The 20,695-nt window shown below is 64.6% G+C and carries 16 protein-coding genes; 9 read left to right on the forward strand and 7 right to left on the reverse strand.

Going from position 1 to position 20,695, the window contains the following annotated elements:
* The first annotated feature begins 14 nt into the window (after positions 1 to 14).
* From AC1RTP_RS15830 to AC1RTP_RS15855, 6 genes are read left to right on the forward strand one after another with little or no spacing between them, the layout of a single operon-like run.
* Positions 15 to 1,151, forward strand: a complete 1,137-nt coding sequence (locus AC1RTP_RS15830; protein ID WP_498608582.1) for an SIS domain-containing protein — start codon at positions 15 to 17, stop codon at positions 1,149 to 1,151.
* Positions 1,138 to 2,088, forward strand: coding sequence for an ROK family protein (locus AC1RTP_RS15835; RefSeq protein WP_498608583.1), 951 nt, complete (start codon positions 1,138 to 1,140; stop codon positions 2,086 to 2,088). The genes AC1RTP_RS15830 and AC1RTP_RS15835 overlap by 14 nt, the downstream gene beginning before the upstream one ends.
* 5 nt (positions 2,089 to 2,093) lie before the next feature.
* Positions 2,094 to 3,398 carry a D-tagatose-bisphosphate aldolase, class II, non-catalytic subunit gene (locus AC1RTP_RS15840; RefSeq protein ID WP_498608584.1) on the forward strand — a complete coding sequence of 435 codons (1,305 nt, stop codon included), beginning with the start codon at positions 2,094 to 2,096 and terminating at the stop codon, positions 3,396 to 3,398.
* Between the two features lie 34 nt (positions 3,399 to 3,432).
* A complete protein-coding gene (locus AC1RTP_RS15845) occupies positions 3,433 to 4,200 on the forward strand; it encodes a DeoR family transcriptional regulator (RefSeq protein ID WP_498608585.1) in 768 nt (255 codons plus the stop codon).
* 6 nt (positions 4,201 to 4,206) lie between these two features.
* Positions 4,207 to 5,292: an N-acetylglucosamine-6-phosphate deacetylase gene (locus AC1RTP_RS15850; RefSeq protein ID WP_498608586.1), complete on the forward strand. Its 1,086-nt coding sequence runs from the start codon at positions 4,207 to 4,209 to the stop codon at positions 5,290 to 5,292.
* Between the two features lie 15 nt (positions 5,293 to 5,307).
* The gene (locus tag AC1RTP_RS15855) at positions 5,308 to 7,185 is read left to right on the forward strand and encodes an MFS transporter (protein ID WP_498608587.1); all 1,878 of its coding nucleotides are present in this window, start codon (positions 5,308 to 5,310) and stop codon (positions 7,183 to 7,185) included.
* On the opposite strand, the gene AC1RTP_RS15860 is transcribed toward AC1RTP_RS15855, so the two are convergent.
* Positions 7,182 to 7,940 (reverse strand): type 2 periplasmic-binding domain-containing protein, encoded by a 759-nt coding sequence (locus AC1RTP_RS15860; RefSeq protein WP_498608588.1) that lies wholly within the window; start codon positions 7,938 to 7,940, stop codon positions 7,182 to 7,184. The genes AC1RTP_RS15855 and AC1RTP_RS15860 overlap by 4 nt on opposite strands.
* Positions 7,941 to 8,057: 117 nt before the next feature.
* Here AC1RTP_RS15860 and AC1RTP_RS15865 point away from each other — a divergent pair, with 117 nt between their 5' ends.
* From AC1RTP_RS15865 to AC1RTP_RS15875, 3 genes are all read left to right on the forward strand, one after another.
* Entirely contained in the window at positions 8,058 to 9,863 is a 1,806-nt protein-coding gene (locus AC1RTP_RS15865) for an FAD-binding oxidoreductase (RefSeq protein ID WP_498608589.1), read from the forward strand.
* A 262-nt stretch (positions 9,864 to 10,125) separates the two neighbouring features.
* On the forward strand, positions 10,126 to 10,389 hold the full coding sequence (gene infA, locus AC1RTP_RS15870) for a translation initiation factor IF-1 (RefSeq protein WP_498608590.1): 264 nt from the start codon (positions 10,126 to 10,128) through the stop codon (positions 10,387 to 10,389).
* A gap of 83 nt (positions 10,390 to 10,472) precedes the next feature.
* Positions 10,473 to 11,354 carry a TolB family protein gene (locus AC1RTP_RS15875; protein ID WP_498608591.1) on the forward strand — a complete coding sequence of 294 codons (882 nt, stop codon included), beginning with the start codon at positions 10,473 to 10,475 and terminating at the stop codon, positions 11,352 to 11,354.
* Positions 11,355 to 11,429: 75 nt separating this feature from the next.
* Here AC1RTP_RS15875 and AC1RTP_RS15880 read toward each other — a convergent pair whose 3' ends face one another.
* The 6 genes from AC1RTP_RS15880 to AC1RTP_RS15905 form a co-directional block, all read right to left on the reverse strand.
* On the reverse strand, positions 11,430 to 12,986 hold the full coding sequence (locus tag AC1RTP_RS15880) for an SEL1-like repeat protein (protein WP_498608592.1): 1,557 nt from the start codon (positions 12,984 to 12,986) through the stop codon (positions 11,430 to 11,432).
* Positions 12,987 to 12,993: 7 nt separating this feature from the next.
* Positions 12,994 to 15,207 (reverse strand): putative bifunctional diguanylate cyclase/phosphodiesterase, encoded by a 2,214-nt coding sequence (locus tag AC1RTP_RS15885; RefSeq protein WP_498608593.1) that lies wholly within the window; start codon positions 15,205 to 15,207, stop codon positions 12,994 to 12,996.
* Between the two features lie 7 nt (positions 15,208 to 15,214).
* Positions 15,215 to 17,365: an HDOD domain-containing protein gene (locus AC1RTP_RS15890; RefSeq protein ID WP_498608594.1), complete on the reverse strand. Its 2,151-nt coding sequence runs from the start codon at positions 17,363 to 17,365 to the stop codon at positions 15,215 to 15,217.
* Between the two features lie 149 nt (positions 17,366 to 17,514).
* Positions 17,515 to 18,786, reverse strand: coding sequence for a multidrug effflux MFS transporter (locus AC1RTP_RS15895; protein WP_498608595.1), 1,272 nt, complete (start codon positions 18,784 to 18,786; stop codon positions 17,515 to 17,517).
* 144 nt (positions 18,787 to 18,930) lie between these two features.
* The gene (locus tag AC1RTP_RS15900) at positions 18,931 to 20,130 is read right to left on the reverse strand and encodes a THUMP domain-containing class I SAM-dependent RNA methyltransferase (protein ID WP_498608596.1); all 1,200 of its coding nucleotides are present in this window, start codon (positions 20,128 to 20,130) and stop codon (positions 18,931 to 18,933) included.
* A 145-nt stretch (positions 20,131 to 20,275) separates the two neighbouring features.
* On the reverse strand, positions 20,276 to 20,692 hold the full coding sequence (locus AC1RTP_RS15905) for a CopD family protein (RefSeq protein WP_498608597.1): 417 nt from the start codon (positions 20,690 to 20,692) through the stop codon (positions 20,276 to 20,278).
* Positions 20,693 to 20,695: the final 3 nt, after the last annotated feature.

Raw genomic sequence — 20,695 nt, forward strand, 5'->3', positions numbered from 1 at the left:
CTTTTCTTTTTTCGATGACTACCCTCCTCCAGCGTGACCAACAAGCCTGGCGCGATATCCGCGGCCTGGATACCGCAGAAGAGATTGCGCAACAGCCAGCCCTGTGGCGTGAACTGGGCGCCAGCCTGCAAAGCCGCGCCGCCGATGTTGCGGCCTTCCTCGGCGGCTGCCTGCACAATCCGCAGCAGCGCGTGATCCTGACCGGCGCAGGCAGCTCTTGCTACGTTGGCGAAATCGTTGCCGATGAACTGAACGCCGCCTGGCCTGCGCAAGTGCGTGCAGTGGCGACTACCAGCCTGCTGACCCACCCTGAGCTCTATCTGGAAGCGGATGCCCCGACCCTGCTGGTTTCCTTCGCACGCAGCGGCAGCAGCCCGGAAAGCCTGGCCGCGGTTGAACTGGTGCGCGAAGTAGTGGCCGATGCGCGTTTCCTGAATATCACCTGCAATCCGCAAGGCCAGCTGGCGCGCCAGGGCGACACCGATGCACGCACCTTCAACCTGCTGATGCCTGCCGCCAGCTGCGACCGCGGCTTCGCCATGACCAGCAGCTTCACCTGCATGCTGCTGGCTGCCTTGTGCACGCTGGGCCGCGGCGAATGGCAGCAGCACCTGGCAGCGCTGGCGCAAGCTGGCGATGCAGCCCTGCACGACTGGGCAGCGCCTGTCGCGGCACTGGCCGCGCAGCCGGTGCAGCGCGTGGTCTACTTGGGCAGCGGTCCACTGGAAGCGCTGGCCAAGGAATCCGCATTGAAGATCCTGGAATTGACGGGCGGTCGCGTGCTTGCCATGTCGAACACCGCCCTCGGTTTCCGCCACGGTCCGAAATCGGCGCTGAATAAAGACTCGCTTGTGGTGGTTTTCCGCAGCAGCAAAGCGCTGTCGCGCCGCTATGAAGAAGACTTGCTGCAAGAGCTGCGCCGTGATGGCATTGCCGGCAGCGTGGTCACCGTGGGCGCCGACTCCGATTTCTCCGTTGCCGCACCTGCGCTGCCGGACGCCTGGCTGGCGCCACTGTGGCTGCTGATGGCGCAGCAATACGCGCTGCACCAATCGGCCGTCCTGGGCCTGACCCCGGACAATCCTTTCGCCGACGGCACCGTCAACCGCGTGGTGCAAGGCGTTACTATCTATCGTCATGACCAATTCTGAGCAACGCGCCTACCACGGCATCGACATCGGCGGCACCAAAATTGAACTGGTGTCGTGGGTCGATGCCGGCGGTGAGTTGCAGGAAGTTTTCCGCGAGCGTGTCGCCACGCCGGGCAACGACTTCAAGGAATTCGTCAGCGCCATCGTCGGCCTCGTAGCGCGCGGCGACGCCGCCCTCGGGCCGCAAGCCTCGCCGGCTCCAGTCGGGATTGGCCTCCCCGGCGTGATCGACAGCGCCACCGGCCGCCAGATCAGCTCCAACGTACCTGCACTGAACGACCTTAACGTCGCTGCCGCGTTGCAGGAAGCGCTGCAACGTACCGTCGTCATCGGCAACGACTGCCAGTGCTTCGCCCTGTCGGAAGCGCAAGGCGGCGCCGCAGCCGGCCTGCCAAGCATGTTCGGCGCCATCATCGGCACCGGCGCCGGCGGCGGCTACTGCGTCGATGGCCACCTGCTGCGCGGCTTCAACGCCATCGCCGGCGAGTGGGGCCATTGGACCGTGCCCGCGCCGCTATTGGAACAATACAAATTGCCGGTACTGGACTGCCCTTGCGGCAAAAAGGGCTGCGTGGAGCGCTATGTCTCCGGCCCCGGCCTGTCGAAACTGCACGCCCACCTGGGCGGCGACGGCGCCGAGCCGCTGGCCATCGTAGCGCGCGCCAACAGCGGCGACGCCCTGGCAGTAGAAGCGCTGGCGATCCACCTCGACCTGCTGGGGCATGCCCTGGCCGGGCTGGTGCTGGCCTATGACCCGCACGCCATCGTGCTGGGGGGCGGCCTGTCAAAGCTCGAGCACCTGTACCAGCAACTGCCGGCAGCCATGCTGCGCCACCTGTTCCGCGGCGTGCAAGCGCCGCCCGTACTGCCGCCCCGCTTCGGCGACGCCGGCGGTGCACGCGGCGCCGCCCTGCTGGCCCGCCAACAAACAAAATAAACGATATGAATGCTTCCGAATCCCCAGTCCTGCAAATCGTCAAAGCGCACCGTCGCGGCGAGAAGGTCGGCCTGTACAGCGTGTGCTGCAGCCACCCCACCGTGCTGCGCGCCGCGCTCAAGGTAGCCGCCCAATACGGCACGCCCCTGCTGGTGGAAGCCACCTCCAACCAGGTGGACCAGTTCGGCGGCTACACCGGCATGCAGCCGGCGGAGTTTCGCGACTACGTACACCGCCTGGCGCAGGAACAGGGCTTCCCGGCCGAACGCCTGGTGCTGGGCGGCGACCACCTCGGCCCCAACGCCTGGCAGTCGCAGGACGCGGCGACCGCCATGGCCTTGGCCGAAGTGCTGGTCGACGCTTACGCAACTGCGGGCTTCCACAAGATCCACCTCGACTGCAGCATGCGCTGCGCCGACGACGCGCCGGTGCTGAGCGACGAAGTGGTCGCTGCGCGCGCAGTGCGCCTGGCCATTATCGCCGAGCGCGCCGCAGCCAGCGCCGGCCTGCCGCCGCCGGTCTACGTGATCGGAACCGAAGTGCCTGTGCCGGGCGGCGAAGCCTCGCTCGCGCAGGCCTTGGCCGTCACGGCGCCGCAAGCGGCTGCGCGCACGCTGGAGATCCACCGCAGCGCCTTCGCCGACGCAGGCCTGCACGACGCCTGGCAGCGCGTCATTGCAATGGTGGTGCAGCCGGGCGTCGACTTCGACCAGGCCAATGTGCAGCACTACAATGCCAAAGCCGCCGTCGAACTGTCGGCCTTCGTCGCCGGCCAGCCCGGCCTGGTGTTCGAAGCCCACTCCACCGACTACCAGCGCGAATCGGGCCTGCACGACATGGTGCGCGACCACTACGCCATCCTCAAGGTCGGCCCGGCAGCCACCTTCGCCCTGCGCGAGGGCTTCATGGCGTTGTGCCTGATCGAAGAAGCCTTGCTGGGCAAGGAAAACGCCTCGCGCCTGATGGACGTGCTGGATGAAGTCATGCTGGCCAAGCCTAAACACTGGCAGAAGCACTACCTGGGCAGCCCGCAGGAGCAAGGCCTGATGCGCCGCTACGGCCTGTCCGACCGCTGCCGCTACTACTGGGGCGAGCCGGAAGTGGCGGCCGCCGTCAGCCGCCTGTTCGCCAACCTGGCCGGCCGCAGCATCCCCCTGCCTTTGCTAAGCCAATACCTGCCCGAGCAATTCCTCGCCGTGCTGCAGGGCGAACTGGCCGCAGAACCGCAAGCGCTGGTGGAACACAAAATCGGCCGCTTGCTGGGGCAATATGCAAGGGCTTGCAGCGCCAACACCGCCGTCATCTGTTAAGCTCGACGTTTTCGAATTACCCTCGACAGAAGATATGCGAAATACCAGCCAACGCCGCGAAACCATCCTGCAGGCGATCGTACAACATGGTTCGGTCCAGGTATCCGACCTGGTGGACAAGCTTGGCGTGTCCGCCGTCACCATCCGCAGCGACCTCAGTGTGCTTGAGTCGCAAGGCCTGGTGCAGCGCAGCCACGGCGGCGCCCTGCTGGCACGCACCCCGCCTACTGAACACACGATCCGCCAGAAGGATTCCCTGAACCAGGCGCAGAAAGAGCAAATCGGCCTGCTGGCCGCACGCATGGTGCAGCCGGGCGACAACGTCATCATCGACTCCGGCACCACCACCATTTACCTGGCGCGCCACCTGCGCGAAGCCGGCGACATCACGGTACTGACCAATGGCCTGAACATCGCCTGGGAACTGGCCGATGCACCGGGCGTCGACCTGATCCTGACCGGCGGCCGCCTGCGCAAGCAATCGCTGTCGCTGCAAGGCGCCCAAGCCGAAGCCTGCCTGGCGGCCTACAACTTCGACACCCTGTTCCTGGGCGTCGACGGTTTCGACCTGCAGTTCGGCATCACCACCCACCACGAGGCGGAAGCGAACCTGAACCACAAGATGGTGGAACGCGCCAAGAAAGTGGTGGTACTGACCGACGCCTCCAAGTTTGGCCGCGTGTCCCTGCACCGCATCGTGCAGCTGGACCGCGTGCACGCCGTGATCACCGACGCCAGCATCAGCGCCGAGTACCGCGAAGGGCTGGAAAAGCGCGGCATCGAAGTCATCATCGCGGAGTAAAGTGTAATGCTGCAAGGCCGTATCCTCACACCCGGCGGCTGGATTGAAGGTAGTATCGCCTTCGACCAGCGCATCACCAGCATCACCGAAGGACCGTCCGGTGCCGGCCTGACCATCATCCCCGGTTTCGTCGACCTGCACGTGCACGGCGCCTCCGGCGTCGACATCATGGAAGGCGGCGATGCCGGCGCCGTCGTGGCGCGCAGCCATGCCCGCCACGGCACCACCGCGCTGCTCGGCACCACCCTGACCGCAAAAGAAGATTCGATCCGCCACGCCCTGCAAGGCCTGGCCGGCGTCATCGCCAACCGCCCGCAGCACGGCGCCCGCATGCTGGGCGTGCACCTGGAAGGACCTTTCCTGAACCGCCGCCGCCTCGGCGCCCAGCCGCCCGACGTGGTGACCGGCAGCCGCGCCCTGGTGGAAAGCTATAACGCCATCGCCCCGATCCGCGTGCTGACCATGGCGCCCGAAGTCACAGGCCACCTGGAACTGATCCCGCACCTGAAGGACATGGGCATCCGCGTCCAGATCGGCCACAGCGCCGGCAGCTACGACGACGGCGTGGCCGCCCTGCGCGCCGGCGCCGCCGGCTTCACCCACCTGTTCAACGGCATGAGCGGCATGAGCCACAAGGAGCCGGGCATGGTGGACGTGGCCATGGCGCATGCCGAATACGCCGAAATCATTCCCGACCTGCTGCACGTGCACCCGGGCGCCATGCGCGCCGCGCTGCGCGCCATCCCGCGCCTGTACGGCGTGACCGACGCCACCTCCGCCACCGGCATGCCGGACGGCGAGTACGCGCTCGGCACCCAGCGCGTGTTCAAGTGCATGGGCTGCGTGCGCCTTGCCACCGGCTCCCTGGCCGGCTCGGTGCTGACCATGGACCAGGCGCTGCGCAACTTCGTCAGCCTGGGCATGGAAGTCGCAGAAGCATCGCAGCGCCTGTCGCTGTTCCCGGCCGATTACCTGGGCGAGTCGCAGCGCGGCCGCCTGGCGTTGGGCGCGTGGGCCGACATCGTCGTGCTGGACCAGTCTTTACACCCCGTGGCCGTCTTCGTTGAAGGCGAAGCCATTCCACTCTTATAAGAAACAGGAGATCCAATGCAGGCCTTATCCATGCGCTACTTACTTTTTATCGCCGGGATGGGCGGCCTGCTTTACGGGATCGACGTCGGCATCATTGCCGGCGCCCTGCCTTATCTTGAATCGACCGCCTCCGCCGCGTGGAAACTGAGCGCGCAGCAACTGAGCTTCATCGTTGCCGCCGTGCTGCTTGGCTCCGTGCTGTCCTCCCTGTTCGCCGGCGCTATCGCCGACGCCATCGGCCGCCGCTGGGCCATGGTGCTGGCCGGCGCCCTGTTCACCGCCAGCATTCCCATGATCGCCCTGTCGGACGGCTACACCCCTCTGCTGCTGGGACGCCTGCTGCAAGGCATCAGCGGCGGCCTGATTGGCGTGGTGGTCCCGCTCTACCTGGCCGAATGCCTGCGCGCCGACAAGCGCGGACGCGGCGCCGCCCTGTTCCAGCTGTTGCTCACCATCGGCCTGGTGGCAGCGGCCCTGATCGGGCTGGTGCAGGCGCAGAACGTGGAAGGCGCCACCCAAGCCGCGCAAGCCTTGCCGGAAGCCGCCCGCGCCAGCGCCGTCTTCGATGCCAAGGATCACGCATGGCGCAGCATCTTCTGGATGTGCCTGGCCCCGGGCCTGGTATTCACCTTCGGTAGCCTGCTGCTGGCCGAATCGCCGCGCTGGCTGGTACAGCGCGGCCGCCAGGAGAAAGCCCGCGCCGCCCTGCTGCGCACCCGTCCCGCCGATGAAGTCGACGCCGAACTGCGCGACATGCAGCGCGCCGCCGGCGTAGCGGTACGCGCCAGCGCCGCCGCAGGCGAACCGACGGACGGCGACATCGCCGCAGCGCGTGGCGTCGTTGCAGGCCGCGGCAGCGTGCCAGCCGCACATGGTGCAGCCAATACAGGCGCCAGCCCAGCCGACGACCGTCTCCTGAGCCGCCGCTACGTGCTGCCCTTCCTGCTGGCTTGCCTGGTGCTCGCCTGCACCCAAGCCACCGGCATCAACTCCGTGCTGGCCTACGTGGTCAACATCCTGAACCAGGCAGGCCTGCCAGGCGCCACAGCCAACAAGGCCGACGTCGGCCTCAAGCTGCTGAACGCAATCATGACCGTGGTGGCAGTGCTGCTGGTCGACCGCAAGGGCCGCAAGTTCCTGCTGATGCTGGGCAGCGGCGGTATCGTGGTAGCCCTGCTGGCTGCTGGCTTGCTGTTCCGCAGCGCAGAGAGCGAACAGCGCGACGTGCGCGCCGTCGTGGCAGCGCAAGCCAAAGGCGACATGCTGTCGCTGCGCCTCGATTCGCACACGCTGGAAGCGCTCGGCGCCCCGGCCAGCAAGGACGCCGCGCCGCAGCTGCTGACCGTCTCCTATTCCTACGGCCCCTTCACCAATGTGCAGACGCGCCGCAGCGACGACCCTGCGCTGGCGCCGATGGTGCTCTCGCGTGAAGACACCGTGCAGCCGGACAGCGTGATCGGCGCATTCTTCCGTACCCTGCACCTGAATCCCTTTGCCGACCCGGCACAAGGCCGCGACGCCCAGCTGCGTATCGAGCAGGCGCAGATCGGCGCCCTGCCGTCAGTGGCGCATGGCTGGCAAGTGACGCTGGCGATCTGCCTCTTCGTCGCCAGCTTCGCCGTTGGCCCTGGCGTGTGCGTCTGGCTCGCCCTGTCCGAACTGATGCCGACCCGCATCCGTTCCAACGGCATGAGCATTGCGCTGCTGGTCAACCAGTTCGTCTCCACCACCATTGCGGCGGTGTTCCTGCCGACAGTGGGCCAGCATGGCTATGCAGCGATGTTCTTCTTCTGGGCCGGCTGCACGGTGGTGTACTTCCTCGCCGCCGCCTTCCTGCTGCCTGAAACCAAAGGCAAGACCCTGGAAGAAATCGAAGCGCACTTCGCGCGCTAATCTTCCTGCAGCTGGTAGCGTCTGCGCAGCGCCTGCAAGGCGCCGGACGCTTCCAGCTGGCGCAGCCCCGCCTCCAGGGCCGCCAATGACGCGGCAGCCTTCGGGCTGTCCGCCGCAAAGCCCACCGTCAACGGCAGCCGCCGTTCCAGGCAGCCTGCGCGCCGCAAGCGCCGCGACGCGTGCTCTTCCGCCGCCAGTCTCTCCATCACAGCCTCGTGTTCCAGCACGACAGGCACACGCCCATGCAGCAGCATGCGCAGGTTGTTCACGCCGGCCGCCTGCCCATAAGCCAGGTGCAGCTTCTCGGCCTGCTGCCGATTGCGGCTAACGTATGCATCCATCGCACCGTCGTCGTAACCGTAATCGTCGATGATGCCAAGCTGCTGGCCGGCCAGCGAAGCCATCCCGCTGAAGCGCCAGGTCGAACCAGGCAAGGTGTAGAAGCAGGCCCGCGAATGCGCCAACGGCACGCTCAGGCGCAAGCGCGCATCGATGGCAGGCGCGTACACGCCATCGATACGACCACGCACGGTTTCCTGCATGGCCCGATTGAGCGGCATCAGCACCGGCACTGCATCAAAGCCCTGCAAAGCCAACGCTTCGGACGCCGCATCGACCAGGTAACCGCCCGCCACTTGTTCGCCTTTCGTGCAGACGAAGGGACACCATGCATCCGACGCCAGGCGCACCGGCTCGCCCGCCTGGGCTAGCGGCGCAGCGATCAACAGCACGGCAAGTGCGGCGAAGTTGGGCATGACCGTTCCATCATACCCGTTCACCCCTCCGCAAAGCGCTTCGCCACATTTCGGTGGCAATGCAATCAATTGCCGTATAACATTGCTAAATTACTAATAACAACGAAAGACAGCGCAATGAAACGACGGTCCCTGCTCAAAGCTGCAATGATTCCAGCCCTGCCGCTCGCTCCTGCATGGGCGGCGCCCGCGCCCATGCCTGCGGCGCGCCTGCGCCCACGCGTGCGCCCAGGCAGCGCAGGCTGGCCGTCCGCAGCCAAGTGGCAGGAATTGCGGACAGCAGTCGGCGGCCGCCTGCTGCGCCTCGAACCCTTCTTCGCCGCCTGCGCCAGCCCCGCCGCTGCGGCATGCGGCAAGGCGCAAGAGGAGATCAAAAACCCCTACGCGATCGGCGACCAGCCAGCACTGACCCAAACCAGCGGCTGGCTCGACGCCTGGGACTCCAAACCATCCGCCTACGCATTGGCCGCCGAAAACACGGCCGACATCGTCGCCGCCGTCAACTTCGCCCGCACCCACAACCTGCGCCTGGTGGTCAAAGGCGGCGGCCATAGCTACCAGGGCACGTCCGACGCACCCGACTCCCTGCTGGTATGGACGCGCAAGATGAACAGCATCGCCATGCACGAAGCCTTCGTCGCACAAGGCAGTAGCGAAGCCCCGCAGCCCGCCGTCTCGCTGGGAGCCGGCGCCATGTGGATCGACGCCTACGACGCCGTTACCACCAAAGGCGGCCGCTATGTGCAGGGCGGCGGCTGCGCCACGGTCGGCGTAGCGGGCCTGGTGCAAAGCGGCGGTTTTGGCAGCTTCTCGAAAAACTTCGGCACCGCATCGGCCGGCCTGCTGGAAGCGGAAGTGGTGACGGCCGACGGCAAGGTATTGATCGCCAACGCCAGCCAGAACGCAGACCTGTTCTGGGCATTCAAAGGAGGTGGCGGCGGCAGCATCGGCGTCATCACCCGCCTCACGCTGCGCACGCGCGAACTGCCCGCAAGCTTCGGCGGCGTGATGTTCAAACTCAAGGCGACTAACGACCAAGCCTACCGCGCACTGATCGAACAGCTGCTGTCCTTCTACGCCAGCGCCCTGTTCAACCCGCAGTGGGGCGAGCAAATCGGCTTCGAAACGGACAACACCGTCAAGATCAGCATGGTGTTCCAAGGCCTGAGCCAGCAACAAGCCGCAGCAGCCTGGGCGCCCATGCTCGACTGGCTGAAAGCCCGCCCTGAATACAACTTCGAAGAAGAATTCAAATGCATCGCACTGCCTGCCCGCCACTTCTGGAACGTCGACTTCTTCCGCAAGCACGCACCAGGCCTGATCGCCGAAGACAATCGCCCCGGCGCACCCGCCCACCACATGATCTGGAAAGGCGACCACGAACAAGCCGGCTGGTACATCCACGGCTACAAATCCGCCTGGATGGATGCCGCTCTGCTGGCGCCCGCACGCATGGCCTCGCTGGCCGACGCCGTATTCAAAGCCTCTCGCCACTGGCACGTCGGTTTCCACTTCAATAAAGGCCTGGCCGGCGCACCGGCAGCGGAAATCGAAGCAGCCCGCAACAGCGCAATGAACCCCGCCATGCTGAACGCCTTCGCCCTGGTGATTATCGCCGGCGGCGGCCCAGCGCAATTCCAAGGCATGCCTGGCGCCCTGCAAGAACGCGCCATCGCAAGGCAACGCGCCCGCGATATCGGCAAAGCGATGGACGAACTGCTGGTAGTACAGCCCGATGCCGGCTCATATATATCGGAGAGCGACTATTTCCTCGCCAACTGGCAGTCCGCATTCTGGGGCAGCAACTACCCACGCCTGGCGCAGGTAAAGCAGAAGTACGACCCCCAAGGCCTGTTTTTCATCCGCCACGGCATCGGCAGCGAGCGCTGGAGCGACGACGGCTTCACTCCGCGCCACCCCTGACCACTAAAAAATAATTTGTGCACCGCACAAAACCTGTGTTATACTGCGTTCTGTGGTGAAGTACTCGAGAACTTCATCCTGTAGCACCAAACATTGGTCACAGGCTGGCACCTTGCAGATAGCATGGGCTGACCGCTTCGCACCGCGCAGATAGCGCGGGCTGTAGCAGCGATTGAAACATTGGCATTACATTGAAACGAAGCCCGCAACAACGCGGGCTTTTTTTTCGCACCTCGCCCTCCCAATCGCAAAGGAAAACACCATGGCAAAAGAAGAACTCATTGAAATGAACGGCGTGGTCACCGAGATCCTGCCGGAGCAACGCTTTCGCGTAGACCTGGACAATGGTCACAAGCTGATTGCCTACACCGGCGGCCGCATGAAGAAAAACTTCATCCGCATCATCGCTGGCGACAAGGTAACGCTGGAGCTTTCTCCTTATGACTTGAACAAAGGCCGCATCGTATTCCGTCACATCGAACAGCGCGGCCCTTCCGGCCCGAGGCCGCAACAGCGTCGCCGCTGACAAGGCAAGGCCACCTCCGTGGCCGCTGCCGTATTTTTGCCGACTGTCCTGCAAATCCTGCGCTTCGTCGCAAGGCTCCGCGCATGGTTTTGGCGCTGCGGCACAATGGCCGCATGATGAATATCACCTCTCTCCTGTTAGCGGCGGCCTTGTCCGCCGCAGCGCCAAGCGACGGCCTGTTCGAACCGGGCCTTGTATCCGACAATGGCGTGTTCGGATTTACGCTCTCACCCGACGGCCAGCACGCATTGTGGGTGCAGTCAGGCGGCGCGCGAACCAAACTCGTGATCGTTGAATCGCACAAAGTGGACGGCAAATGGCAAGCGCCAACACCGGTGCCGTTTTCCGCCACGGACGGTTCGCGCGACATCGACCCGGCATTTGCGCCGGACGGCAAATCCGTCATCTTCCAATCCAACCGCCCGGTGCCTGACAAGCCGCAACGCAAAGGCTTCGACATCTACTCGGTAGCACTGCAGGACGGCCGCTGGGGTCCCGCCGTGCACCTGGGCCACGACATCAACAGCGACGAATCCGAATCATCCGGCTCGATCGCAGCCGACGGCACAATCTACTTCATGAAGAACGGAACCGAAGGCAAATCCGACCTGTGGCGCTCGCGCCGTGTCGACGGCAAATACACCGCCCCTGAACGGCTGGCGGAACCGGTCAACACCGGCCCATGGCGCGAATCAAACCCGTTCATCGCCCCCGATCAAAGCTACGTGCTGTACTTCTCCGACACCCCCGGCGGCGCCGGCGACATGGACCTGTACATCAGCTTCAACGGCAAGGAAGGCTGGAGCACCCCGAAAAATATCGGCGCCCCCTTTAACACCGCCCAAGCCGAGTTCACCCCCTTCGTCCACGGCAGTCGCCTCTACCTGGCACGCCAGGCAAAAGACGGCGAACGCTTCATCGAAAACATCTACTCCTACCCCTTCAACCCAGATAACTATCGTTGATAAAAGTCGGGGTCAGGTCGAGCAAATGGACAAAACGCGTGCGTTTTGTCCATTTGCTCGACCTGACCCCGACTTTTACGCTGGAAGTTGTTGGGTGGTGAGGCGGGCGGCGGCGGTGTTGAGGTGGCGGGCGGCGTTGGGTTGGCCGCTGCGTTCGGCCAGCGATAGCCAGCGCCAGGCTTGTTCGGCGTCGGCTTCCGTGCCTTGGCCGGAGAGGAACATCAGGCCGGCGTTGAGCTGGGCGCGGGCGTGGCCTTGGCGGGCGGCGGCGAGGTACCAGGACAGCGCTTGCTTGAAGTCGCGCGGCAGGCCTTGGCCGTTGTCGTAGCGCAGGCCGAGCGTGAAGCAGGCGAGCGTGTGCCCTTGTTCGGCGGCCTTGCGGTACCAGGCGTTCGCTTGGGCCAGGTCGGGCGCTGGTCCGTCGTCGCGGTCGTGGATCTGGCCGAGCATGAATTGGGCGGCGACGTAATCCTGGTCGGCGGCGCGACGGAACCAGCCCAGCGCTTTGCGTCCGTCTTGCGGCACGCCTTGTCCCATGTCGTAACGCAGGCCCAGGTCGAATTGGGCGCGCAGGTGGCCCTGGTCGGCAGCCTTGCGGTACCAGAAGATGGCCTCCTGCTGGTCGCGCGCTACGCCGTGGCCTTGTTCGTACAGCAGGGCGAGGTGGTATTGCGCGGCGGGGTGGCCGGATTCGGAGGCTTTGCGGTACCAGTGCGCGGCTTCGCGGTAGTCTTGCGCTACGCCGAGGCCTTGGTCGTAGCGTTGGCCGAGGTTGTTCTGGGCGCCGGCGTGTCCTAATTCGGCGGCGCGGCGGTACCACTGCAGCGCCAGCACTTCGTCGCGCGCGACGCCGTTGCCGTTGTCGTAGATCAGGGCCAGGTTGAATTGGGAGCTGACGTGGTCTTGCTCGGCGGCTTGCGTGTACCACTTGATGGCGCGTGCGGCGTCGGGGGCGACGTCCTGGCCTTTGTCGTAGCGCAGGGCGAGGTTGAACTGGGCGGCTGCGTAGCCTTGTTCGGCGGCCTTGCGGAACCAGCCCAATGCCTGCTTGCCGTCCTGCGTGACGCCCTGGCCGTTGTCGTAGCGCAGGCCGAGGTTGAACTGGGCGCGCGCGTATCCCTGGTCGGCGGCTTTGCGGTACCACATGATCGCTTGCGCGTAATCCTGCGGGACGCCTTTGCCGGTGTCGTACATCATGCCGAGGTTGTTCTGCGCGCCGGGGTCGCCCTGTTCGGCGGCCTTGGCGAACCAGTAGCGCGCGTGCTCGGTGTCTTGCTGCACGCCCTGGCCTTTGGCGTACAGCCAACCAAGGTTGTACTGGGCTGCGGCGTAGCCTTGTTCGGCGGCCAGCTGGTACCAGTGCGCTGCTTCGGCGAAGTCGACTTCGACGCCCTGCCCTTTCTGGAACATCACGCCGAGGTTGTATTGCGCGTGTTCGAGGCCGGCGTTGGCGGCCTGGCGGTACCAGGCGACGGCCAGCTCATAGCTTTGTGCTACGCCCTGGCCGTTGAAATACATGAAGCCCAGGCTGTGCTGGGCGTTGGCGACGCCGCGTTCGGCGAGCTGGCGCACGCGCAGGAATTCGGCGACAAAATGGTCGTTGCTGCTTGTTTCGGTTGCGACGCGCTGCATGCTGCCCTTATGCCTGGATCGCCAGGCGCGGGCCGGCCGGGATGGCGGGTGCGTCGGCCTGGTTTTGCGCCGCCAGCACTTCCATGAAGGTGGTGAGGGCGATCGGGCGGTGGTACAGGTAGCCCTGCATGGTGGCGCAGCCGTTGGCGGCCAGGTAGCGCGCCTGCACTTCGGTTTCCACGCCTTCGGCGACCAGGTGCAGGCCGAGGCCGCGCGCGATCGAGATGATGGCCAGGATCACCGGATAGTGGCCATGTTCGTCGTGGATCTCTTTGACGAAGCTCTGGTCGATCTTGATGGTGTGGATCGGGAAGCGGTGCAAGTAGGACAGCGAGGAGTAGCCGGTGCCGAAATCGTCGATAGCGACCGACACGCCCAGCTGGCAAAGCTTGTTCAGCTGTTCGATGGCGTATTGAGGGTTGCGGATGCAGATGTTTTCGGTGATCTCGACTTCGATTTGCGATGGCGAAATCTGGTAGCGCGCCAGCGCATTGCGCATCTTCTCGAAGAAGTCGCCTCGGTCCAGGTATTGCGGCGAGAGGTTCAGCGACAGGCGGATATTGTCGGCGCCATTGGCGTTCCACAGCAGCAGGTCGCGGCACAGGGCGCCGATCATCCAGTCGGAAATCGGCAGCATCAGGCCGTTCTCTTCGGCGAACGGCAGGAACTCGCCGGCCGACAGCAGGCCGCGCGTCGGGTGGTTCCAGCGCATCAGGCCTTCGGCGCCGATGATGCGGCCGGTGGCCATGTCGACTTGCGGCTGGTAGTACATTTCCAGCTCGTTGTTTTCCAGCGCCTTGCGCAGCGACTGCTCCAGCACGATCTTCTGGTGCGACATGTCCTGCATCGCCGGATGGTAGAAGCTGTGGCCGTTCTTGCCCTGCGCCTTGACCTGGTACATGGCGATGTCGGCGTGACGCAGCAGTTCTTCGATCGAGTCGCCGTCGCTCGGGTAGACCGCAATACCGATCGAGGCGGAGATGTGCACAACGTGTCCATCCAGGTCGAACGGCTGCTGCAGCACTTCCTGGAATTTGTCGGCGATGGCTTTGGCGTCGGCGCGGTCGCGCAGCTCCGGCAGCACGATGGTGAATTCGTCGCCGCTGTGGCGTGCCAGGGTGTCGCCCTTGCGCAGGCATTCCTTCAGGCGCCGTGCGGCTTGCTGCAGCAGCTCGTCGCCCTTGACGTGGCCCAGCGTGTCGTTGACCAGCTTGAAGCGATCGAGGTCGATGAACATCACGGCCAGCTCGGCGAGCTTGCGCTTGGCCTGGATCACGGCCAGGCCCAAACGGTCCTTGAACAGGATGCGGTTCGGCAGGTCGGTCAGGATGTCGTGGTAAGCCTGGTAGGAGATCATCTCCTCGGCGCGCTTGCGGTCGGTGATGTCGCGCGCCACGCCGTAGGTGCCGAAAAATTCGTGCTTGGCCACTTCCTCGCCCGGCACGTGCATGCCGATCGCGTTGAGCGAGATCGTCATCAGGGTGTTGTTGAAGGTGCGGTCGCCGGCGGCGCTGTTATTGCACTTCAGGCGCAGCTCCACATTGCGCGAGGCGCGTTCGTCGACACGGCGCTCGTTGAACACATAGCGTGCTCGTTCCTGGTCTTCGTCGTGCACCAGCACCGAGTAGTGGCGGCCGATCAGCTCTTCGCGCGAATAGCCCAGCAGCTGGTAGGCGCGGTCGTTGACGAAGGTGAAGCAGCCTTCGTGGTTCAGGGTGTAGATGATGTCGGGCGAGCTGTCCACCAGGTAGCGGTACATCTTTTCCGAGTTTTCCAGGCGCTGGGCGATGCGCGTGTTCTCCACCGCCAGGCGGCGCTTTTGCAGCGCATTCTCCACGGTCTTGAGCAGCTCGGGCGGGTTATAAGGCTTGCGCAGGTAGTCGTAGGCGCCGCGCTTCAGGGCGCCGATGGCGGCTTCGATGCCGGCTTCGCCGCTCATCACGATCACGTCGCAGTCGATCTCGCGCGCGTTCACGAAATCCATGATGTCGTGGCCGCTCATGTCGGGCAGGCGCAGGTCGAGCAGCAGCAGGTCGAAGCGCTGGCGATTCAGTGCGGCCAGTGCTTCGGCGCCATTGGTGGCGGTGACCAGCTGGTAGCTGTCCTGCACGCGCAGCAGTTCGTACAAAGAGGATAGGAGTCGCGGTTCATCGTCTACCAGCAGCAAACGTGGCTGGAATTCCGGTGCCGGGGGCTGGGGCGTCGGGATGATCGGGTTCATGCGGGCCTTATACGGAATCCACCACGCCGCGCGCCGGCAGCGCCGCGAGCTGGCTGGTGCTGCCGCGTGCCGGCAGCAGGAGTTCGAACGATGTGCCGTGAGCACCGCTGCGGCAGCTGATCATGCCGTTCAGTTTTTTGACCAGGCTATGTACGATCGACAGGCCCAGGCCATGGTGCTTGCCTTCCTTGCTGCTCTTCACGGCGGTAAACAAATTGGCCAGCACTTCCTGCGACAGGCCGGGACCGGCGTCGCTGACCACCAGCTCCACATACAGCCGGCGTTCGCGGTTGACCAGCCCGCGGTTGGCGATCTCGATGCGGCCGCCGCCCGGCTGGGCTTCGATCGCGTTCTTGACCAGGTTGACCAGGATTTGCTTGAGCAGGTCGGCGTCGCCGTCGACCTCCTGCGGACCGTCCTGCATGCGCGTGAGCACCTGTACCGAGGCAGGCAGGAAGTCGGTGGCGCGGAACAGGCGCAGCACATCTTCCACCACGCGCGCCACGTTCGTCACGCTGCTGGCGTCCGATGGCTGCAGGTCGGCCAGGCTGTTGATCAGGTGGCCGACGCGGTCGATCTCTTCGTTCAGGATCGACATTTCGGACACCACCGGTTCGCGCCGCGCCAGCTTGGCGTCCAGCACCGACAGGTAGTTCTTGATGATCGACAGGGGGTTGTTCACCTCGTGCACCACACGGCGCGAGGCTTCGCGGTATTCCTCGGCGACGTGCGCCACCTGGCGGCGCGCGTGGCCGCGTTCGGACAGCGCGGTTTCCAATGCATTGGCGGCCTGGCTGCTGAAGGCTTGCAGGAAGCGTTCTTTCTTTTGCACCAGCGGCAGCTGCCAGGCCGGTACGCCGCCTACGATCATGCCCAGGCAGCGCTGGCCGGCCACCAGGGGCAGGCACACCAGCGCTTCGCTGCCGACGATGCGGAACAGCTGTTCTTCGGCGATGCCTACGTTGCCAGCGACGCGCGCGGCGAAGGCCAACTGGCGGTTATTGGCGGCATCGGCCAGCAGGCCCGGTTTATTCAGTGGCACGGTGTATTCGGACAGGCGCTGCTGGGCCTCGCCGCTGCCTGCGCCTTGCAGTGCGTGGCCGGTGGGGCTCTCCAGCAGGATCACCGTGGTTTCAAGGTCGAACAGGATGCGCGCGGAACGGGTCATGGCGTCCAGCATGCCGCCTTCGCCTTGCTGGCGCGCGAAGCTCTGGCCCATCTCCTGCACCAGTACCATATTGCGCACTTCTTCGGAGAGGCGGGCCTGCACCGGGTCAACCGGAGCTGGCGGCGCGGCGGGCGGCGCCGGCACGTCGTCGGCGCCGGCCAGGTCGATGCCCAGCGCTTCGGCAGCGCGCGCCACCTGGCGGGCGGCCGATTTGACGAAGGCATCGAGCTTGTCTTCTTCGATGCCGCACAACGCGGCCGCTTCAACGGCGCCCTGCGGCGTTTCGGCGTGGTAGCACAGCTGGTGCGCCAGGCGCACGATGCGGATCAATGGATGCGCCGCTTCCAGGCGCGGCACCGGCTCGTGGTGGTACAGCACCGAGTCGGCCAGGAAGGAGTCGAGGTTCCAGCGCTCGATCAGCCAGGCGCCCGCTTCGGCGTGGGTGATTTCCAGCGTGCGCTGCTCCACTGCGCACAGCTCTTCGTCGTCGCGCGCGGTGAAGTTGTAGGCGTATTCTTTAGGCGCGGTCGCGAGCAACGCAAGGCGGCCGACGTTGTGCAGCAGGCCGGCCAGGTAGGCTTCTTCCACATGCGGGTAGTCGATCACGCGCGCGATGTCGCGGGCGATGACGGCGGTGGTCAGCGAGCCCTTCCAGAAGGCGCGCAGATCGGTGCTGCCGCTATGGGGGAAGTTGTTGAAGGTCTGGAATACCGACTCGGAGATCACCAGGGTCTTGATCATGTCGGTGCCGAGGGAAACCAGGGCTTGCTCCAATCCCACCGTCCGGTTGTGGCGCTGGTAGGCCGAGCTGTTTGCCACAGCGAGGATCTTGCTGGCCATCCCGGCATCCTTGGCGATTAAAGCGGCCAACTCCGGCATGCCGGCGTCATCGGCTTGCAGGAGCTCAATCAGCTTGATCAGGATCTGCGGCATGGCTGGAAGCCGCGCGATCAGCAAGCGATTGCGGATGTCTTGGTCGGGGTGTTGCATTAGGCTCTATTCCTGCTTGCAATCCACTGGCAAATTGGCATAAATATACTATAACTTAGCAGCAATACAAATTTCTGACGGCAATAAGTTGCATTTGTGTAGAAAGAACTACACTATTGGTATCCATTTACTCTGTACCAACAATATTTTCAAATAGGCACTATCTTGCGCCGTAGCACGCGCGCCGTCAACCATAGGCCGAGGGCAGTCATCGTCAGCGTCAATTGGCCGCAGGCCAGCCAAAGTAGCGAGTGGGAAGCCAGCGGTGCGAGGACGCCGGCGACCAGGGCGCCCAGCAGCGTGGTGGCGAACGATTGCACCGAAGCGACCGTGCCGCGGATGTGCGGGAACAGGTCCAGCGCGAGCAGGGTGGCGGCGGGTGCCGCCAGCGACATGCCGAAGGTGTAGAAGAACAGCGGCAGCACGCTCCACGGCAGCGCAGGGGCGGCCAGCAGATGGTAGGCCACGTTGACAGTGGCGGCGGTGATCAGGAAGCAGAAGCCGAAAGCAATCTGGCGCGAGAAGCTTGTCTTGCCGGCGATGCGGTTGGCGGCCAGCGCGCCAAGGAAGATGCCGGAAACGGCCGGCACGAACATCCACGCGAATTGCTCGGGGCCCAGGTGCAGCTGGGTGGGCAGCACTACCGGTGCGGCCGTGATGTAGAGGAACAGGCCGGCGAAGTTGAAGGCCACCACGCCTGTCTTCAAATGGAATAGCGGCGAGGACAGGATGGATTTGTAGTTGCGCCACAGGTAGCGCGGGTTGAAAGGCTGTCGCTTGTCGCGCGGCAGCGTGTCGGGCAGGCGGCGGTAGCAGACGATGAACAGGCCCACCGTATACCCGGCCAGCGCGAGGAAGATGGTGCGCCAGTCCGAGTACTTGACGATGAAGCCGCCCAGCACGGGCGCTATGGCGGGCGCGATGGAGAAGATCATCGTCACCATGGACAGCAGTCTTGCGGCGGCGGCATCGGCGTACAGGTCGCGGATGATGGCGCGCCCCACGACGACGCCGGCGCCGGCCGACACGCCCTGCAGCACGCGGAAGAACCACAGGTATTGCACCGAATGCGCGGCGGCGCAGCCTACGGTGCCTAGGAGGAAAGCTACCAGCGAGACCAGGATCACATTGCGCCGGCCGAATGCATCGGACAGCGCGCCATGCCAAAGCACCATGCCGGCGAAGGCCAGCATGTAGGCGGTCAAGGATTGCTGGACTTCGATCGGCGTCGCGTGCAGCGTTGCCTGGATATTGGGGAAGGCGGGGAGGTAGGCGTCAATCGAGAAGGGACCCAGCATCGACAGGCTGGCAAGCACCGCCGCCAGCGCCCCGGGCCCCAGCGGTTTCCGGTGCGGCGCCTCTGGCTCAGGAATATTGGAGGGGGGGTCGGGCGGAAGCGGAGGAGTAGGCGTAGAAAGCATCCGGCGATTTTACGCCGATCCCGCGCCACTTGCTCACGACAAATGTCCACCTTGGGGTCAGGAACAGAAGTGGACATTTTCGGAGGAAATGTCCACTTTGGTTCCTGACCCCAAGGTGGACATTTGGCGGGCCAGCGGCGGCGGTTACTCGGCTGCGTCGCCTTGCGGCTTGCGGTTGAAGCCGGCCACCATGTCGAAGCGGAACAGGCGGCACTCGAGCGCGCCGTTGAAGAACGGGGTCTTGCGCGATTCTTTCAGGCGCAGCAATTTCGGCAGGCCCAGGTCGGCGGTGAACAGGTAGGCGGTCCAGCCGGAGAAGCGCTGCTTCAGCGTGGTCGAGAAGGCGCTGTAGAAGCTGCGCGCCAGTTCGTCTTCTTCCAGGCTGGCGTCGCCGCGCACACCGATACGCTCACCGTACGGCGGGTTGGTCAGCAGGATGCCCGGCTCTTTGGTCGGCGCCTGCACTTGCTGGGCTTCGATCTGCTTGAGCGGTACTTCGAACATGATGCCGGCGCTGCGCAGGTTGTGGCGCGCCATCGCGACCATATCGCCGGAAATGTCGGAGCCGAAAATCGTCGGTTCGGTCGGCAGCGGATTCGGTTTGAAGTCGGTCTTCATTTTGTTCCACGGCTCGGGATCGAAGTCGTGGAATTTCTCGAAGGCGAAGCGGCGGCGGGCGCCGGGCGGGATGCCCTGCACCATCTGCGCGGCTTCGCACAGGATGGTGCCGGAGCCGCACATCGGGTCGAACAGCGGCATGCCTGGCTTCCAGCCGGAGACGCGCAGCAGGCCGGCGGCCAGGTTTTCGCGCAGCGGCGCGTCGCCGGTCTCTTCACGCCAGCCGCGCTTGAACAGCGCTTCGCCGGAGGTGTCGAGGTAGACCATGAACTGGCGCTGGTCGAGGAAGCCGAAGATGCGCATGTCGGGGTCGCGCGTGTTGACCGACGGGCGCTTGCCGTACATGTCGCGGAAGCGGTCGCAGACGGCGTCCTTGATTTTCAGCGTGGTGAATTCCAGCGATTTCAACGGCGACTTGATGGCGGTGACGTCGACGCGGATGGTGTGATGGATGCCGAACCATTCTTCCCATGCCTGGCCGAGGACCAGGTCGTAGATGTCGTTTTCGTTCTGGTAGTGGCAGACGCCCATGCGCATCAGCACGCGCGAGGCGATGCGGGAGTGCAGGTTGATGCGGTAGGCGTCGTACAGGTCGCCGGAGGCGTGGACGCCGCCGGGGACTTGGTTGTGCACCTTGAGCGTTGGGCTCATGGCGGCGATTTCAGTGAGTTCTTCCGCCAGGGCGGCTTCCAGGCCGCGCGGGCATGGGCAGAAATAAGATGGCATTTTTGGGGGACCCTTTATCCGTTGTTTGATCAAAAACCGGTAATGCGGTGTCTGACCCGCAGGGTCAGACACCGGGTATGCCGAAGCCAGAGGCCGCAGCGCAGACAGTGTCTGACCCTGCGGGTCTGACACTGGTTTACCGGTTTCAGAAAGGCTTGACGACGACCAGTATGACGATCGCCAGCAACATCAGCACCGGCACTTCATTGAACCACCGGTAGAACACATGTCCGCGGGTGTTTGCGCCGCGTTCAAATTTTTTCAGCAGCGAGCCGCATGCGTGGTGGTAGCCCATTACCAGGAACACTACGAACAGCTTGGCATGCAGCCAGCCCGGCATCTTCGCGCCGTATTGCAGCACCGCCAGCCAGATCCCGAACACCACCGCCGGCAGCGCCAGCATGGTGGTGAAACGGTACAGCTTGCGCGCCATCGTCAGCAGCCGCTCGGTCGCCGGTCCCGGCTTTTCCATCGCCAGGTTGACGAAGATGCGCGGCAAGTAGAACAGGCCGGACATCCAGGAGACGATAAAGACGATATGCAGCGCTTTAATCCAGAGCATTCA

The organism is Pseudoduganella sp. GW821-FHT11H04 (assembly GCF_058807935.1).

Coding starts and splice junctions, on each gene's coding strand:
- AC1RTP_RS15840 (WP_498608584.1), top strand. CDS start 2,094: ATGAATGCTTCCGAATCCCCAGTCCTGCAAATCGTCAAAGCGCACCGT.
- infA (WP_498608590.1), top strand. CDS start 10,126: ATGGCAAAAGAAGAACTCATTGAAATGAACGGCGTGGTCACCGAGATC.
- AC1RTP_RS15830 (WP_498608582.1), top strand. CDS start 15: ATGACTACCCTCCTCCAGCGTGACCAACAAGCCTGGCGCGATATCCGC.
- AC1RTP_RS15905 (WP_498608597.1), bottom strand. CDS start 20,692: ATGCTCTGGATTAAAGCGCTGCATATCGTCTTTATCGTCTCCTGGATG.
- AC1RTP_RS15900 (WP_498608596.1), bottom strand. CDS start 20,130: ATGCCATCTTATTTCTGCCCATGCCCGCGCGGCCTGGAAGCCGCCCTG.
- AC1RTP_RS15890 (WP_498608594.1), bottom strand. CDS start 17,365: ATGCAACACCCCGACCAAGACATCCGCAATCGCTTGCTGATCGCGCGG.
- AC1RTP_RS15855 (WP_498608587.1), top strand. CDS start 5,308: ATGCAGGCCTTATCCATGCGCTACTTACTTTTTATCGCCGGGATGGGC.
- AC1RTP_RS15850 (WP_498608586.1), top strand. CDS start 4,207: ATGCTGCAAGGCCGTATCCTCACACCCGGCGGCTGGATTGAAGGTAGT.
- AC1RTP_RS15845 (WP_498608585.1), top strand. CDS start 3,433: ATGCGAAATACCAGCCAACGCCGCGAAACCATCCTGCAGGCGATCGTA.
- AC1RTP_RS15895 (WP_498608595.1), bottom strand. CDS start 18,786: ATGCTTTCTACGCCTACTCCTCCGCTTCCGCCCGACCCCCCCTCCAAT.
- AC1RTP_RS15835 (WP_498608583.1), top strand. CDS start 1,138: ATGACCAATTCTGAGCAACGCGCCTACCACGGCATCGACATCGGCGGC.
- AC1RTP_RS15860 (WP_498608588.1), bottom strand. CDS start 7,940: ATGCCCAACTTCGCCGCACTTGCCGTGCTGTTGATCGCTGCGCCGCTA.
- AC1RTP_RS15880 (WP_498608592.1), bottom strand. CDS start 12,986: ATGCAGCGCGTCGCAACCGAAACAAGCAGCAACGACCATTTTGTCGCC.
- AC1RTP_RS15875 (WP_498608591.1), top strand. CDS start 10,473: ATGGTTTTGGCGCTGCGGCACAATGGCCGCATGATGAATATCACCTCT.
- AC1RTP_RS15885 (WP_498608593.1), bottom strand. CDS start 15,207: ATGAACCCGATCATCCCGACGCCCCAGCCCCCGGCACCGGAATTCCAG.
- AC1RTP_RS15865 (WP_498608589.1), top strand. CDS start 8,058: ATGAAACGACGGTCCCTGCTCAAAGCTGCAATGATTCCAGCCCTGCCG.